Source organism: Streptomyces sp. NPDC037421 (assembly GCF_055602105.1).
On record NZ_JBVJWV010000001.1, the window covers coordinates 339,119 to 353,438 of the forward strand.

At 72.0% G+C, this 14,320-nt stretch carries 13 protein-coding genes, 1 tRNA gene and 1 riboswitch; of the genes, 3 read left to right on the forward strand and 11 right to left on the reverse strand.

Annotated features, from left to right (window positions below):
* Positions 1-13 precede the first annotated feature (13 nt).
* The 4 genes from ACZ7IF_RS01445 to ACZ7IF_RS01460 form a co-directional block, all read right to left on the reverse strand.
* Entirely contained in the window at positions 14-2,290 is a 2,277-nt protein-coding gene (locus ACZ7IF_RS01445; RefSeq protein WP_470961233.1) for a S9 family peptidase, read from the reverse strand.
* 43 nt (positions 2,291-2,333) lie between these two features.
* Positions 2,334-3,005 (reverse strand): DUF4097 family beta strand repeat-containing protein, encoded by a 672-nt coding sequence (locus ACZ7IF_RS01450; protein ID WP_470961235.1) that lies wholly within the window; start codon positions 3,003-3,005, stop codon positions 2,334-2,336.
* Positions 3,006-3,068: 63 nt separating this feature from the next.
* Positions 3,069-4,697 carry an MFS transporter gene (locus ACZ7IF_RS01455; RefSeq protein ID WP_470961237.1) on the reverse strand — a complete coding sequence of 543 codons (1,629 nt, stop codon included), beginning with the start codon at positions 4,695-4,697 and terminating at the stop codon, positions 3,069-3,071.
* Entirely contained in the window at positions 4,661-5,062 is a 402-nt protein-coding gene (locus ACZ7IF_RS01460) for a VOC family protein (RefSeq protein ID WP_470961239.1), read from the reverse strand. The genes ACZ7IF_RS01455 and ACZ7IF_RS01460 overlap by 37 nt, the downstream gene beginning before the upstream one ends.
* A 98-nt stretch (positions 5,063-5,160) precedes the next feature.
* Between ACZ7IF_RS01460 and ACZ7IF_RS01465 the strand changes: the two genes are divergently transcribed.
* Positions 5,161-6,054: a LysR family transcriptional regulator gene (locus tag ACZ7IF_RS01465; protein WP_470961241.1), complete on the forward strand. Its 894-nt coding sequence runs from the start codon at positions 5,161-5,163 to the stop codon at positions 6,052-6,054.
* Between the two features lie 18 nt (positions 6,055-6,072).
* Here ACZ7IF_RS01465 and ACZ7IF_RS01470 read toward each other — a convergent pair whose 3' ends face one another.
* The 5 genes from ACZ7IF_RS01470 to ACZ7IF_RS01490 form a co-directional block, all read right to left on the reverse strand.
* Positions 6,073-6,861: an ABC transporter ATP-binding protein gene (locus ACZ7IF_RS01470; RefSeq protein WP_470961243.1), complete on the reverse strand. Its 789-nt coding sequence runs from the start codon at positions 6,859-6,861 to the stop codon at positions 6,073-6,075.
* Complete coding sequence (locus ACZ7IF_RS01475) at positions 6,858-7,859, reverse strand: FecCD family ABC transporter permease (RefSeq protein WP_470961245.1); 1,002 nt, start codon at positions 7,857-7,859, stop codon at positions 6,858-6,860. The genes ACZ7IF_RS01470 and ACZ7IF_RS01475 overlap by 4 nt, the downstream gene beginning before the upstream one ends.
* Before the next feature lie 14 nt (positions 7,860-7,873).
* On the reverse strand, positions 7,874-8,863 hold the full coding sequence (locus ACZ7IF_RS01480; RefSeq protein ID WP_470961247.1) for an ABC transporter substrate-binding protein: 990 nt from the start codon (positions 8,861-8,863) through the stop codon (positions 7,874-7,876).
* A gap of 35 nt (positions 8,864-8,898) precedes the next feature.
* Positions 8,899-9,040: riboswitch (cobalamin riboswitch) on the reverse strand.
* Between the two features lie 56 nt (positions 9,041-9,096).
* Positions 9,097-9,873, reverse strand: a complete 777-nt coding sequence (locus ACZ7IF_RS01485; protein WP_470961249.1) for a tRNA(His) guanylyltransferase Thg1 family protein — start codon at positions 9,871-9,873, stop codon at positions 9,097-9,099.
* Between the two features lie 180 nt (positions 9,874-10,053).
* A tRNA-Trp gene (locus ACZ7IF_RS01490) sits at positions 10,054-10,130 on the reverse strand.
* A gap of 131 nt (positions 10,131-10,261) precedes the next feature.
* On the opposite strand from ACZ7IF_RS01490, the gene ACZ7IF_RS01495 reads away from it, so the two are divergent.
* Both ACZ7IF_RS01495 and ACZ7IF_RS01500 read left to right on the forward strand, forming a co-directional pair.
* On the forward strand, positions 10,262-10,720 hold the full coding sequence (locus ACZ7IF_RS01495; RefSeq protein ID WP_470961251.1) for a DUF4352 domain-containing protein: 459 nt from the start codon (positions 10,262-10,264) through the stop codon (positions 10,718-10,720).
* A 123-nt stretch (positions 10,721-10,843) separates the two neighbouring features.
* Positions 10,844-12,493: a GMC oxidoreductase gene (locus tag ACZ7IF_RS01500; protein WP_470961253.1), complete on the forward strand. Its 1,650-nt coding sequence runs from the start codon at positions 10,844-10,846 to the stop codon at positions 12,491-12,493.
* 156 nt (positions 12,494-12,649) lie between these two features.
* Here ACZ7IF_RS01500 and ACZ7IF_RS01505 read toward each other — a convergent pair whose 3' ends face one another.
* Together ACZ7IF_RS01505 and ACZ7IF_RS01510 are read right to left on the reverse strand one after the other, a co-directional pair.
* The gene (locus ACZ7IF_RS01505) at positions 12,650-13,129 is read right to left on the reverse strand and encodes a carboxymuconolactone decarboxylase family protein (protein WP_470961255.1); all 480 of its coding nucleotides are present in this window, start codon (positions 13,127-13,129) and stop codon (positions 12,650-12,652) included.
* The gene (locus ACZ7IF_RS01510) at positions 13,126-14,208 is read right to left on the reverse strand and encodes an NAD(P)H-dependent amine dehydrogenase family protein (protein WP_470961257.1); all 1,083 of its coding nucleotides are present in this window, start codon (positions 14,206-14,208) and stop codon (positions 13,126-13,128) included. Before ACZ7IF_RS01510 ends, ACZ7IF_RS01505 begins: the two co-directional genes overlap by 4 nt.
* Between the last annotated feature and the right edge of the window lie 112 nt (positions 14,209-14,320).

Below are 14,320 nucleotides of genomic sequence, written 5' to 3' on the forward strand. Positions count from 1 at the left end.
GGGCCGGTCGGGCTCAGGCGAACAGCTCGGCGAGCAGCTCGGCACCGATGCCGATGGGGGCGGGGCGGTAGGCGGGGGGCTGCGCGCCCATCAGCTCGCGGACCAGGAAGTCCCAGCAGCGCGTGCGGACGTAGGCCAGGTGGTCGATGAACGTGTGCTCGGCGCCGGGCACGATGAACAGCTCGAAGTCCTTGCCGGCGGCGATGAGCCGGTCGGCCAGGCGGAGGGTCTGGTCCGGGTGGACCTGGTCGTCCATCTCGCCGTGGATCAGCAGGAGCTTGCCCGCCAGGCGGTCGGCGAGGTCCACGTTGGAGGTGCGGGCCCAGGCCTCGGGGTTGTCCGCGCCGTCGTAGCTCTCCACGAAGCCGGCGTTGAAGTGGCGGGCTTCGTGCGAGCCGGAGAGGGCGACTCCGGTCTTGTACACCTCGGGGAAGTCCAGCATCGCGCGGGCCGCGGCGAAACCGCCTCCGGAGTGGCCGAACACACCCACCCGGTCCAGGTCCATCCACGGCCGGGCGTCGGCCAGCTGCCGCAGCGCCGCGACGTGGTCGGCCAGGCTGCCCGCGTCGGCCAGGCGGCCGTAGGAGGCGTCGTGGAAGGACTTGCTCCGTCCCGGGGTGCCCCGCCCGTCCAGGGCCACCACGACGAAGCCCAGCGCCGCGAGGGGTTCCGCGTCGATGCCCATCCCGCCGGGGTCGAAGGACGGGGTCACCCGGGTGACCTGAGGGCCGGGGTAGACGTTGTCCACCACCGGGTAGCGCCGGGCGGGGTCGAACCCCCGCGGGCGGTACAGCACCCCGTAGAGGTCGGTCACCCCGTCGGCCGCCTTGACCCGGAACCGCTCCGGCGGCGTCCAGCCGGTGGCGGTGAGCCTGCTGACGTCGGCGCGCTCCAGCTCGGCCAGGATCCGCCCGGACCAGTCGCGGACCGTCGACACCGGCGGGGTGTCGACGGTGGACGCGGAGTCGAGGAAGTACTCCTGACCGCCCGGCAGGGTGACGACGTGGTCCAGGGCGTCGTCGGTGACCTTGGCGAAGCCGGAGCCGTCCAGGCCGGCCCGGCACACCGTACGCCGGTACGGATCTTCGTCGACCAGGCCGGAGGCGGTGAAGTACACCACCCGCTCGGCCTCGTCGACGCGCAGGATCTGGCGCACCGCCCACGGCCCGGACGTGACCTGCCCGAGCAGCTCGCCGGTGCGCAGGTCGTACCGGTACAGGTGGCCCCAGCCGTCGCGCTGCGAATACCACAGCACCTCGTCGGCCAGCACGTGCACGAGGGGCGGCTCGTACGCCCACGGGTTGGGCTCCACCCGGGTGGCCCCGGTCTCGGTGAGCACCTCGGCGACCTCGCCGGTGGCCGGGTCCAGCCGGTACAGGGTGAGCGTGCGCAGGTCGCGGGGCCGGCCGAGGTAGTACACCGCCGAGCCGTCCGGAGCCCACCACGCCCACTTGGCCGTGATCGGCGACATCACGGGCATGAGCAGCGGCTCGCCCTGCGCGCGGACCAGCGTGCCCGCGGCGACGTCCAGTACGACCAGTTCGGCCCGCGGGACGTGCTCGTCCCCGGGGTGGGCGAACCGCTGGGTGTGCAGCACCGGGGCCCCGCCGTCGGCGGGCCGGGCCTCCAGCAGGTGGGTCTGCCGGACCTCGCGCTCGTCGGTGCGGTGCGCCAGCACCTTCGTCGAGTCGGGCGACCAGGCCACCGCGGGCGGCAGGTACGGCAGGCCGATCTTGCGCAGCAGGGTGCCGTTCGCCGTGCAGTCCGGGCCGGTGCCGTACTGGTGGCCGGGCGCGCCGTCCGTGGTCAGAGCCCACTCGCGGCCGTCGGACAGCGAGCGCGCCCACAGGTCGTGCCCCCGCCGGGACACCGTGGTCTTCCCGTCGGGTGACGGCACTTCGAGGGGATTGCCCGGCGGCGTGAACTCGGCCCGTTCGCAGGTGTAGTCGTCCAGGCCGCAGCGCCAGTACTCGCCGAAGGCGTCGAACCCGACGCTGTTCCCGGCCGGTTCTATCGCCGTGACCGGCAGGAACTCGGGGTCGACCGGCTGCCCGGAGGCGGCGGCCAGGGCGGCGGCGAGCCGGGCGTGGTCGAAGGCCGGCTCGCGGGTGCCCGCCGCCGGGTCGACCAGCACGAACCGCTTGCCGGCGCCGTCGCTCACCGCGTACCAGAAGCGGGTCCCGCCGTCGATCCACTGCGGCCTGGTCTTGTCGCCGATGACCAGCTCGCCGGGGCGGGCGACCCGGCGGAGGAGCCGCTCCGCTGCCTGGTAGTCCTGCGTGGTGCTCATTGTTCTCGTTCCTTCGTCGGTTCCGGTGCCGGGGACGGCGGGGTCAGAGGCTGCGGGCGGTGATGTCGCCGTAGGAGGTGGTCGCGTGGATCTTCAGGCCGGCGGCGGCACCGTCGGTGTTGTCGAGCGAGTCGTGGATCCGGCCGTGGCCGGTGCCGGCGTCCAGGGAGGCGGATACCCCGCGGGCGGCGCCGACCGAGATCTCGCCGTGCTCGGTGCTCAGGCTGACGGTGCCGGTCACCGCCTCGGTGACGCGGATGTCGCCCTTCTGCGTGCTGATGTGGGCGGAGCCGCCCAGACGGCCGACCGAGACGTCGCCGGCCTGGAGCACGAGGCGGGCGCCCGCGGTCTCGGCGAGCTCGACCGTGCCCTGCGCGCCCTCGACGGCAACGTCGCCGAGCCGTCCGACGCCCTGGAACTCGGCGGCGGCGGTCTTCGCCTCGATGCGGGATCCGGCGGGCAGGTGGACGGTCACCGCGACGGATCCGGAGTTGCCGAGGATCTGGTTCTTCGCCGCGGGGGCGGTGATCCGCAGGACGTCGTCGCCGTATGCGACCTCGGTCTCCTCCGCCGCCTGCACGTCGCGGCCCTTCGAGGCGTCCGCGGGCAGGACCTCGACGGTGGTGTCGGCCCGGTCGGCGGCGATGAACCGGATGCGTCCCGCGGGGACGTCCAGGACGGCGGCGATCGCGGAGGGGGTGTCGAACTTCTGCATGGTGCTCTCCTTGAGCTCGTTGTTCCGGATGGTGGTCGTGCGTCGTGCGTGGTGCGTGGTGCGTCAGGGCCCGGCGACCGGGGCGAACTGGTCCTGGGTCAGCGAGGCTCCGCCGGCGGCGGCTTCCCCCGCCGCGGCCTCCTTCGCGGCCGCTTCGGCCTTGCGGCTGCGCATGAGGAAGAGCGCCAGCAGTGCGGCACCCAGTACGCCGCAGACACCGACCAGGAAGGTGGAGGACATCGCGGAGGTGAAGGCTTCGCGGGCGGCGGCGGCCAGCTCCGCGTCCCCGGTGCGGGCGGCCTCGCCGAGCGCCTCGGAGACGGAGTGACGGGCTGCCTCGGGCGCACGCTCCGGCATCTCGGAGGTGTACCTGCTCGACAGGACGGCGCCCAGCACCGCCACACCGAGGGCGGCGCCGGCCTGCTGGACGGTGTCGTTGACCGCGGACCCCACACCGGCGTGTTCGGCCGGGACGGCCCCCATCAGGGAACTGGTGGCCGCGGGCATCACCAGTCCGGCGCCCGCTCCGATCAGGACCATCGCGGTGGTCAGCGGTCCCCAGCCGTCACCCGAGGACAGCCCGGTCAGGACGGCGGACCCGGCCGCGATCAGCAGCAGCCCGAGGACCACCATGATCCGGGTGCCGGTCCTCGCCAGCGAACCGGCACCGATGCCGTTGAAGGCGAGCGCGGCGACGGCGAGCGGGGTGAAGGCCAGGCCGGTCTCGGTGGGGGTGTAACCGAGGACGAACTGCAGGTACTGGGTCAGCACCAGCAGCAGGCCGCCATTGGCGAAGGTCAGCAGCACCAGCGACAGGCTGGAGCCGGTGAAGACCCGGTTGCGGAACAGCGAGAGCGGGACCATCGGGTGTGCCGTACGGGTCTCCCAGACGGCGAATCCGGCCAGGCCCAGCACCGCCACGGCGAGCGCGGCCTGGGTACTCGTACGCTCCAGGCCGTCCTTGGGCAGCTCGGTGATCGTCCACACCAGCGCGGTCATCCCGGCCACCGACAGCACCATGCCCAGCGGGTCGGCCTTGCGCCAGGGCCCCTTGGACTCCGGCATCAGGACCAGCGCCGCGATGATGGCCAGGGCCGCGACCGGGATGTTGACCAGGAAGACCGCACCCCACCAGTACGCGGAGATCAGCCAGCCACCGAGCAGCGGGCCGCCCACCACGCCGAGCATGGACACGGCCCCCCAGGCGGCGATCGCCCTGGGCCGCTCGGCCTCGTCGAAGACGGTGATGAGGATGGACAGCGTGCTCGGCATGACCAGCGCTCCGCCGACGCCCATCAGCACACGGGCCAGGATCAGCTGACCGGGACTGTCGGCGATGGTGCCGAGCACCGAGGCGGCGCCGAACAGCGCCAGGCCGATGACCATCACGCGGCGACGGCCGAACCGGTCCGAGAGGCTGCCCGAGGTGAGGAGCAGTCCGGCGAAGACCAGGATGTAGGAGTCGATGATCCACTGGATGTCCTGCGCGCTCGCCCCCAGGTCCTCGGCGAGCGGCGGAATGGCCACGGTGAGCACCATGTTGTCGATGACCAGGACCAGTGTGCTCAGGCACAACACGACCAGGATGAGCCAGCGGCGTGGATCGGGCCGCCGCGACTGTCTTATCTCGTCCACGGAAAAGTGAAACCTTTCGGCTAAGCGCGTTCGGGGGCGCCGGCCGGCGGCACCCATTCGGTGAGCCGCACCACGACGCCATTGGGATCGGTGAGCTGGAACAGCTGCTCACCCCACGGCTCCTGGCGGATCCGGCCGTCGATGGCGGCTCCCTCGCGGCGCAGCCGTTCGTACTCGGCCGCGACGTCCGTGACGGTCAGGGTCACGGCAAGATCGGCCAGCCCCTGGCCCCGCCACGCCTGCGGCGGCAGCTCGGGGTCGCGCTCGGACAGGGCGATCTCGGCGGAGGTGTCGTCCCGGCGGAGGCAGACGTACCCCTGCGCCGACTCGACTTCGCGGAAGCCCAGATGGGTGGTGAAGAAGCGGCTGGAGGCATCTACGTCCTCCACGGTCAACGACACCTTGGTAGTGACGACGTTCATGCACCGAGCATCCGGTGTGGACAAGATGATGATCAACGGTTGATCATGCAACGCTGGTTAAGCCCGGGGTTAACGAACATGCGGGGGCGTGGGGGCGCGTGGAACTGCGCGACATCGAGATCTTCCTGACGTTGTCGGAGGAGCTGCACTTCGGACGGACGGCCGAGCGGCTGCACGTGTCGGCGGCGCGGGTCAGCCAGGCGATCAAGAAACAAGAGCGGTCGATCGGGGCCGAGCTCTTCGAACGGACCAGCCGCCAGGTACGGCTCACACCGGTCGGCGAGCAGCTGCGTGACGACCTGCGCCCCGCCTTCCAGGGGCTGAAGGCGAGCGTGGACCGGGCCCGGCTCACCGCCCAGGGCAAGACGGACGTCCTGCGGATCAACCTGCTGGTCTCCAACGCACACGAACTGCGGCCCTACTGGGATGCGTTCCGCTCCCTGAATCCGACGTGCGGGATACGACTGCGCTACAACGGCTTCATCGATCCGTTCGGGCCGCTGCGCAGGGGCGAAGCGGACCTGCTGCTCACCTGGCTCCCCGTCGAGGAACCGGATCTCACCGTGGGCCCGGTGTTGTTCGAGGAGCCCCGGGTCGCGGCCGTGGCGTCCGACCACCGCCTCGCGGTCCGGCCTTCGGTGTCCCTGGAGGTGTTCGCCGACCACGGCGTGATCGGCGGGGAGTCGCGGGCGCCCGCCTACTGGGAGGACGCGTTCATGCCCTTCCACACGCCCAGTGGCCGGACGATCGAGCGGAACTTCTGCATCGCCGCTGATCTGGACTCGCTGTTCATGATCATCTCGTCGGGTGAAGCCGTCCACTCCTTCGCGGCCCAGGTCACGCGCTTCCACGTCCGCCCCGACATCACCTACCTGCACCTCCACGACGCCCCGAAGCTGCGCTGGGGTCTGGTCTGGCGGTCGGACAACGACAACCCGATGGTCCGGTCCTTCGTACGCATCGCCCGCGAACTCGGCACGATGTCCCTGTGAGGGAGCTGCCGCCGGCCGCTAACCTGCCGGATCCGGCAGGTAGACGATGCTGGGGGCGCCCGTGGTCGGATGGGTGCCGACGCGGGTGCGGACTCCGTAGACCTCCGCCAGCAGTTCCTCGTCCAGCACCTCGCCCGGCGGTCCCGCGGCGACGACCCGGCCCGCCGACAGGACGTACAGCCGGTCGCAGAAGGAGGCCGCGAGGTTGAGGTCGTGCAGCACCAGGAGGGCGGTCGCGGGCAGGCCGCGGACCAGGCCGAGCACCTCCAGCTGGTAGCGGATGTCGAGGTGGTTCGTCGGCTCGTCCAGGGCCAGCAGGCCCGGCTCCTGGACCAGGGCGCGGGCGACGAGGGCACGCTGGCGCTCGCCGCCGGAGAGCTCCTCGAAGCGCCGCTCCGCGTAGCCGGCCGCGCCGGTCCTCTCCAGCGCCCCGGCCACCTGCCGCCGGTCCTCCGGGCCGTCCTGCTCCCAGAAGCGCTTGTGCGGGCTGCGGCCCATGGCGACGACCTCGCGGACGGTCAGCCCGAAGGTGCCCGTGGCGTCCTGCGGGACCACCGCCACCCGCCGGGCGCGCTCCTTGACGCCCAGCGCCGCGGCGTCGGCCCCGTCGAGCAGCACCCGGCCGGCGGTGGGCCGCAGGGTGCCGTAGACGCAGCGCAGCAGGGTGGTCTTGCCGCTGCCGTTGGGCCCGACCACGCCGACCGTCTCGCCGGGGCGGGCCGTGAGGTCGACCCCGTGCAGCAGGGTGTGCCCGTCCACCTCGTAACGCAGGGCCTCGACGGCGAGTTCCGCCGGTCCGCGCGTCATCCCGCCACCCCCTCGGTCCGGCTCGTCCTGCGCAGCATCCACAGGAAGAACGGCCCGCCCACCAGCGCGGTGACCACCCCGACCGGGACCTCCTCGGGGGCCGCCGCCGTACGGGCGACCAGGTCGGCCAGGACCAGGAAGACGGCCCCGGCGAGCGCGGCCACCGGCAGCAGCGCGCGGTGGCCGGCGCCGACGGCCATGCGGGCGGCGTGCGGGACCATCAGCCCGACGAAGCCGATGGCCCCGCTGTAGGCGACGAGCACCCCGACGACGAGGGAGGTGAGCACGAAGACGGCGGCCCGGAAGCGGCCGGTGTCCAGGCCGAGGGTGCGTGCGCCCTCCTCCCCCGCGAGCAGCAGGTCCAGCGGCCGGGCCAGGGCGGTGAGCAGGCCGGTGCCGGCGAGCAGCACGGCGGCCGGCAGGGCGAGTTCGTCCCAGCGGGCCCCGCCGAGACCGCCCAGGGTCCAGAACAGCGCGGTGCGGATCTGGTCGGGATGCGCGGACAGGACGAGGACCAGGCTGGTCAGCGCGGACAGGATGTACTGCACGGCGACCCCGGCCAGGATCAGCCGGCCGGTGGTCATGGTGCCGCCGCGCCGGGCCATGGCGTAGACGGCGACGAGCGCGGCCGTGGACCCGGCGAAGGCGGCGGCCGGCAGCCCGAGCCCGCCGGCGAGTCCGGCGGCGCCCGCGCCGAACACGATGACCAGCACCGCCCCCGCCGAGGCCCCGGAGGAGGCCCCGAGCAGGAAGGGGTCGGCGAGCGGGTTGCGCACGAGGGCCTGGAGCACGGCGCCGGCCACGGCCAGCCCGGCCCCGACGACGGCCCCGAGCAGTACGCGCGGCATCCTCACGTCCCACACGATGGAGGCGAAGGCCCCGCGCGCCCCGGGGCCGCCGAGGACGATGTCGACGACCTGACCGGGTGGGATCCGTACGGGCCCCAGGGCCAGCCCCGCCACCGCCGAAACGGCGAGCGCGGCGGCGAGGAGCACCACAGCCGGCCCGCGCCTCACGGGGCGTCGGGGTGCAGCTGGCGGCCCAGGGACTCGACGGCGTCGGCGACGCGCACGCCGAGCACGGCGGAGGAGAGCGGCAGTACCACGAACCGCCGGTTCTTGACGGCGGGAACCTCCGCCAGCGCCGGGTCGTTCAACAGGCGCTGCTTCTTGGCCTCCACGGTGGTGCCGCCGTAGTCGTAGACGAGGACGACCTCGGGTCCGCGCTCGATGACCTTCTCCCACGGCACGTCACCGAAGGTGTCCTTGAGGTCGGCGAACACGTTCGCGCCCCCGGCGAGGGAGACGATCTCGTTGCCGATGCCGTTCCCGCCCGAGGTGAAGGCGGAGGCCTCGCCGGAGTCGTAGACGAAGACGGACGGACGGGCCCGGTCCTTCACCCGCGCGGTGACGGCGTCGACGCGCCGCTGCTCCTCCCGGACGAGGGCCTCGCCGCGCTCGGGCACGCCGAAGGTCCGGGCGACCTCGGTGATCTCGGTCTTCAGCTGTTCGAGCCCGACCGGGCCCTGGGTGCAGTACTCCACGCTCAGCCGGGAGCCGATGCCGGCCTTGGCGAGCCCTTCGCGGTCCCGGCCCTGCCCCTTGTCGAAGGCGCTGGCATAACCGCCGTACACGAAATCGGGGTTGGCGCCGAGGAGCACCTCCTTCGAGGGGTACTCCTTCGCCAGCACCTTGATCCTGTCGTAGGCGGGCCGGTAGGCGGGCAGCACGGAGTCGTCGAGGTAGGCGGTGCCGGCCATCCGGTCCTGGAGCCCGAGGGCCAGCATGATCTCGGTGGCGTGCTGGTTCATGGTGACGGCGCGCTCGGGCGGCGCCTGATAGGTGCTGCTGACACCGCAGTTGGTGACGGTGTACGGGAACCCGGGCGCGGCCTGCGCACCGGCTGCGGGCCGCTCCGGCCCGGGCGGCCCGCCGCAGGCGGCGAGCGGCACGACGAGGGCGAACGGCAGGAAGGAGCGCACGGCGGCGCGGACACGCGACATGGTGAGGCCTCTCCGGGGGATCCTCGTCCCCGGTCGAAGTGAAGAGGCGGTGCGTCAGTGTCTGACTCCCGGCCCCCACGCGCACGCGGCGGCCGGTCACAGTGGCGGGACCGCACCGGATTCACACCGGTTTCCTGTCCTGCACCGCCGGGACAACCGTGCCAAGTCTGCCAGATCCGGTCTTTGCGCCCGCCGGGCGGTCCGGACCGACCGCGCCGGGAGAGCGGGTGCGGTCAGGCCGTCAGCGCCGGCATCGCCGGGATCCACTGCGCGAGCCATCCGCCCGGCTCCGCCGAGAAGTGGTCCGCGCCCCCGACCTCCCACCAGGACCGGAGAGCAGTGGTCCGCACGGTCTCGCCGGACCGCTTGTCGGTGTACTCGACGTCCCTCTCTCCGCTGGCCCTCACGGCCACCTGGCCCCGCTTGCAGGCGGCCGGGTAGTCGTTCCAGTTCACTTTTGCCTCCGACCACAGCAGTTCCTGCATGGCACCGGTCGACATGCGCTGGAGCCGCTTGTGGGAGAAGTGGGCCTGGGCCGCCATGGAGATCGAGTTCCGGACCGCGTCCCGCTGCCGCCACACGAAGTAGTTCGCGACCTCGACGGGGTCGGACATGGTGAAGACCCGCGCGTCGAAGAGGGCCCGCCGGCCGGGCCGGCGCTCGTTGAGGACCGCCGTGGCCAGCGACGCCGACACCGACAGCTGCTTGGCGACGACACCGCCGAACCAGGGCTCGGAGCCCTGACTGGCGAAGTCGGTGAGCAGCAGGCTGATCTCGTCGGACTGGTGGTAGGCGAAGGCCGTGCCGCTGACCTCGGCGCAGAGCGCCTCGGTGACGGCGGCCATGTCCTTCACGAAGTCCATGTCGAACGGCTTGTCCGCGTCACGCAGGTAGGTGTGAAAGGCCCGGCCGTCGAGGCGCAGGATCGTATAGGTGCGCCGGGGCAGGACAGCCCGGTGCGCGGCCTCGTACCGCTTCATGCGGTCGCCAAGTGCGGTCGTGTCGCTCATGCCACAGGGTACCGGGGCGCCCGGAAGCGTCACCTGCAATATCCACCGCACAGCGGGGCAGGCAGGTGACCGAGCTGAGCCACGGCCGGGGGAAGGCCGGCGTGCGCCCGGCCGCAAACGTCAAAGTCCCAGGCAGACTCGTCTGACCTGGGACTTCGGTGGTGAAGCAACTGCTCACGATGGCAGGGGTAGCAGGATTCGAACCTACGACATCTGGTTTTGGAGACCAGCGCTCTGACCAGCTGAGCTATACCCCTTCGGATGGGACACACCCTGCCATGAAGCGGCCGGAAGATCCAATCCATTTTGCGCGCCGCCGGTGGCGGGAGGGGGGCGGGCGGAGGATCGTGGGCGGGGAGGGGGCGGAACGCGGAGCCGAGGAGGAGTCGTGCGCCACCGTCCGGGGCGCCTGCTGGGGCCCCTCCTCGTGTTGCTGCTCGTCGGTGCCGGGCCCGACGGGTCCGGGGAGACGGTGTCCCTCGACGGGGACCGGGCCGGGGAGCGGCTCGACGTCACCCTGACCCGGGTCGTCGACCCCGCGGGGAGGGCCGGGTCGGACCGGCTGGTGGCGGTGGAGCTGCGGCTGGTTAACACCGGGACGGTGCCGTACGAGGACTCCCCCGCGCCGGCCGCGCACCTGCTCGACACCGAGGGGCAGCGGTTCACGGGGACGGGCACCGCGACCGGTGCCGGGCCGAGCCTGCCGGACACCGTCACCCTGGTCCCCGGGGATTCGGCCTCCGGGTTCGTCACGTTCAAGCTTCCCGAGGGTGCCCGCCTCGCCGCCGTGCAGTTCGCGCTGGACGCGGGACTGGGGGACGACGTGGGCCACTGGAGCCTTTCCTGAGCCTTGCGGCCGCAGCGCCCAATGGAACGGAACCAGCCGGAAGTTACCGCGACGCGTGTAGTGACTTAGCAGGCATTCGCCAGTAGAACTTGTTCCCACTCCATCGAGAGTGAGGAACGTCACATGAGTGACAAAAGCCTGCACAGCAAGGTATCCATGGGTGTTTCCCGCCGCGGATTCATCGCTGGAACTGGTTCTATTCTCGGAGCGATGGCGCTGACGGTCGACGTCACCCCGGCCCATGCCGAACCGGCCACCGACGCCGCCACCGGGCCCATCGAATCCGGGGCCCGCGTCCCGGTCCTCGTGATCGGCACCGGCTACGGCGGCTCCGTCGCCGCGCTGCGGCTCGCCCAGGCCGGTGTCCCGGTGCACATGGCCGAGATGGGCATGGCCTGGGACACCCCCGGCAGCGACGGCAAGATCTTCGCCAACACCACCAGGCCCGACTACCGCTCGTACTGGCTGCGCACCAGGACCAAGGCTCCGCTCAGCAACTTCCTCGGCTTCCCCATCGACAAGGACGTCCCCCGCCACACGGGCATCCTCGATGCCGAGGAGATGGGCGGGATCATCGTCTACCAGGGCCGGGGCGTCGGCGGCGGCTCGCTCGTCAACGGCGGCATGGCCGTGACCCCCAAGCGGCAGAACTTCGCCGCGATCCTGCCCTCGGTGGACGCCGAGGAGATGTACCGGACCTACTACCCGCGGGCCAACGCCGGGCTCGGGGTGGGGCTCATCGACCCGGCCTGGTTCGATACGGTCGACTGTTACCAGTTCGCCCGCGTCGGCCGCAGGCACGCCCAGCGTTCCGGGTTCCCCTTCGTCTTCGTCCCCGACGTCTACGACTGGGACTACATGAAGCAGGAGGTGGCCGGCACCGTCCCCAAGTCCGCGGTCGACGGGGAGATCCTCTACGGCAACAACGCGGGCAAGAAGTCCCTCCAGCAGACCTACCTGGCCGCCGCCCGGGCGACCGGAAGGGTCACCATCTCGCCCCTGCACCGGGTCACCACCGTCTCCCCCTCGGACGGTGGCGGCTACACGGTCGCCATGGAGCAGCTCGGCACCTCCGGGGACGTCCTCGCCACCAAGACCGTCACCGCCGACCGGGTGTTCTTCGCGGCCGGCAGCGTGGGGACGAGCAAGCTGCTGGTCCGGCTGAAGGCGACCGGCGCGCTGCCGCACCTGAACGACGAGGTGGGCAAGGGCTGGGGCGACAACGGCAACGTCATGTGCGGCCGCGCCAACCACATGTGGGACCCGACCGGGAAGGTGCAGGCCTCCATCCCCTGCGGCGGCATCGACAACTGGGACGCGGGCGGCGCCTTCGCCGAGGTGGCCCCGCTGCCGACGGGGATCGAGACGTACGCGTCCTTCTACCTCTCCATCACCAAGAACCCGAACCGGGCGCGGTTCTCGTGGAACGCGGCGGCGGGGAAGGTCGAGCTGGACTGGCAGACGGCGTGGAAGCAGCCGTCCATCGACATGGCGAAGACCATCTTCGACAAGATCAACTCCAAGGAGGGGACGATCTACCGCACCGACCTCTTCGGCACCAACAAGGTCTGGGGCGACCACCTCACGTACCACCCGCTGGGCGGCGCGGTGCTGGACAGGGCCACGGACAACTACGGCCGGCTGCACGGGCACCCGGGCCTGTACGTCATCGACGGAGCGCTGATCCCCGGCAACACCAGCGTCAACCCGTTCGTGACGATCACGGCCCTCGCCGAGCGGAACATCGAGAAGATCATCGCCACGGACCTCTGAACAGGCCTCTGCGCAGGCCTCTGCGCAGGCCTCTGCGCAGGCCTCTGCGCAGGCCTCTGCGCAGGCCTCTGCGCAGGCCTCTGCGCGGACCGGTTCCCGGGGCCGTCCGGATCCTCCGGGCGGCCCCGGGCCGTGCCCCGGCCGGGGCGTCACGGTTCAGCCGCCCGGCAGCACGCAGACGCTGTCGAGGCCCAGTACGTGGTTGAGCCGGCCGAAGGCCAGCCAGGAGCCGATGCTCATGCTGAGCTCCACGATCTCCAGCTGGCTGTAGTGCGCGGTCATCCTCGCCCAGAAGTCCTCGTCGAGGTTGTGGTGGTCCAGGGTGTAGCGCTCGGCGTACTCGGCGGCGAGCCGGGTGCGGTCGTCGAACGCCCCGGTGGTGCGCCATTCGGTGACGGCGTCCGCGAACTCCTCCTCGACCTTCTCCCCGTCCCGGTCGGTGCGCCAGTCGAGGCAGAAGACGCACCCGTTGATCTGCGCGATGCGCAGCCGCGCCGCCTCGAACTCGCGCAGGCCCAGGGTGGTGTGGGCGTAGACGGAGAGGGAGAAGTTGGCGGCGGCCATGCCGATGCCCGGGACCATGTCCCCCCACACGTACTCGATCGGGTGCTGACCGTCGGGGATGTCGATTCTCATGGCTGCTTCCTTCCGAGTTTGCCGACTGCGGGCCGCAGCGGGACGTCCAGGGCGTCGTAGAGGCCGGGTTCCGCGGCCACCAGCCAGTCGATGGCCCCCACCAGGCGGCCGACGGCGGTGGCGTTCCCGCCCGCCGAGCGGTTGCCGCCCTCGTCGGTGGCCTCGACGGTCACCTCGATGCGCGGGCGGCCCTCGATGACCACCCGGTGGGCTCCGGCGCCGCCGTCGGGCGGGACGGGCCAGTCGGGGGCGCAGGAGGCGTGGATCCGGGTGACGTGCTCGATGACGATGCGGGGTTCGCCGCCGACGACGCCCTGGACCTCGAAGCGGATGGCGCCCTGGGTCCCGGCCTCGAAGAGGCCCATGGAGGGGGTGCTCACCGTGGTGTCGAGGGCGCGGCGCTCGGAGGTCTCGCGTATCTCTTCGAGTTCGACGCCGAGGGCGCGGGCCATCATCCGGATCTGGCCGCCCCACACCATGGTGGGGATCGAGGGCATCAGCATCATCGGCTGGTAGTCCATGGGGTGGCCCATGCCGACGAGGTGGCGTACGGAGTCCGGCTGGTCGTACGTGGAGTAGTCGAAGATCTCCTGGCAGCGGATGGCGTCCACGGTGGTGGCCAGGCCGCTGATCAGCAGCGGGAGCACGTCGTTGCCCCAGCCGGGGTCGACGCCGGAGGCGAAGAGCGAGCCGCCGCCCTCGGCGATCGCGGCCAGCACCGGGTCCCGGAACTCCGGCGGGGCGCTGCGGTGGTCGTAGAGCGGGTAGAGGGCGGGGCTGACGACGGCCGCGCCGGCGGTGATGGCGCGGGTGATGTCGGCGAGGGCGTCGTCCGGACGGACGTCGCCGGACGCCGCGTAGACGACGGCGGCCGGGCGGGCTGCGAGCACCGCCGCGATGTCGTCGGTGGCCGCCACCCCCAGCCGGTGGCCGAGTCCGGCGAGTTCGCCGGCGTCGCGGCCGGCCTTCGCGGGGTCGTGGACGATGACTGCCGTGAGTTCGAGCGCCGGGTGGGCGTCGACGGCGCGGATCGCCGCGCGGCCGACGTTGCCGGTGCCCCAGACCACCGTGGGAATCATGCGCGGAGGGTAGCGAGGGGGCGTGGAGGTGCCCAGCGTCGTGAAGGAGGTTTTTCGGACGGGCCGCCGTCGTGGTGGGCACCCGGGTGAACGCCCCCTTGACCGGGATGGT

What these genes read in the sequence shown, in the direction of transcription:
- ACZ7IF_RS01450 (WP_470961235.1), bottom strand. Translation starts at nt 3,005, where the DNA reads ATGCAGAAGTTCGACACCCCCTCCGCGATCGCCGCCGTCCTGGACGTC.
- ACZ7IF_RS01445 (WP_470961233.1), bottom strand. Translation starts at nt 2,290, where the DNA reads ATGAGCACCACGCAGGACTACCAGGCAGCGGAGCGGCTCCTCCGCCGG.
- ACZ7IF_RS01510 (WP_470961257.1), bottom strand. Translation starts at nt 14,208, where the DNA reads ATGATTCCCACGGTGGTCTGGGGCACCGGCAACGTCGGCCGCGCGGCG.
- ACZ7IF_RS01485 (WP_470961249.1), bottom strand. Translation starts at nt 9,873, where the DNA reads ATGAGCGACACGACCGCACTTGGCGACCGCATGAAGCGGTACGAGGCC.
- ACZ7IF_RS01480 (WP_470961247.1), bottom strand. Translation starts at nt 8,863, where the DNA reads ATGTCGCGTGTCCGCGCCGCCGTGCGCTCCTTCCTGCCGTTCGCCCTC.
- ACZ7IF_RS01500 (WP_470961253.1), top strand. Translation starts at nt 10,844, where the DNA reads ATGAGTGACAAAAGCCTGCACAGCAAGGTATCCATGGGTGTTTCCCGC.
- ACZ7IF_RS01470 (WP_470961243.1), bottom strand. Translation starts at nt 6,861, where the DNA reads ATGACGCGCGGACCGGCGGAACTCGCCGTCGAGGCCCTGCGTTACGAG.
- ACZ7IF_RS01505 (WP_470961255.1), bottom strand. Translation starts at nt 13,129, where the DNA reads ATGAGAATCGACATCCCCGACGGTCAGCACCCGATCGAGTACGTGTGG.
- ACZ7IF_RS01460 (WP_470961239.1), bottom strand. Translation starts at nt 5,062, where the DNA reads ATGAACGTCGTCACTACCAAGGTGTCGTTGACCGTGGAGGACGTAGAT.
- ACZ7IF_RS01455 (WP_470961237.1), bottom strand. Translation starts at nt 4,697, where the DNA reads ATGGGTGCCGCCGGCCGGCGCCCCCGAACGCGCTTAGCCGAAAGGTTT.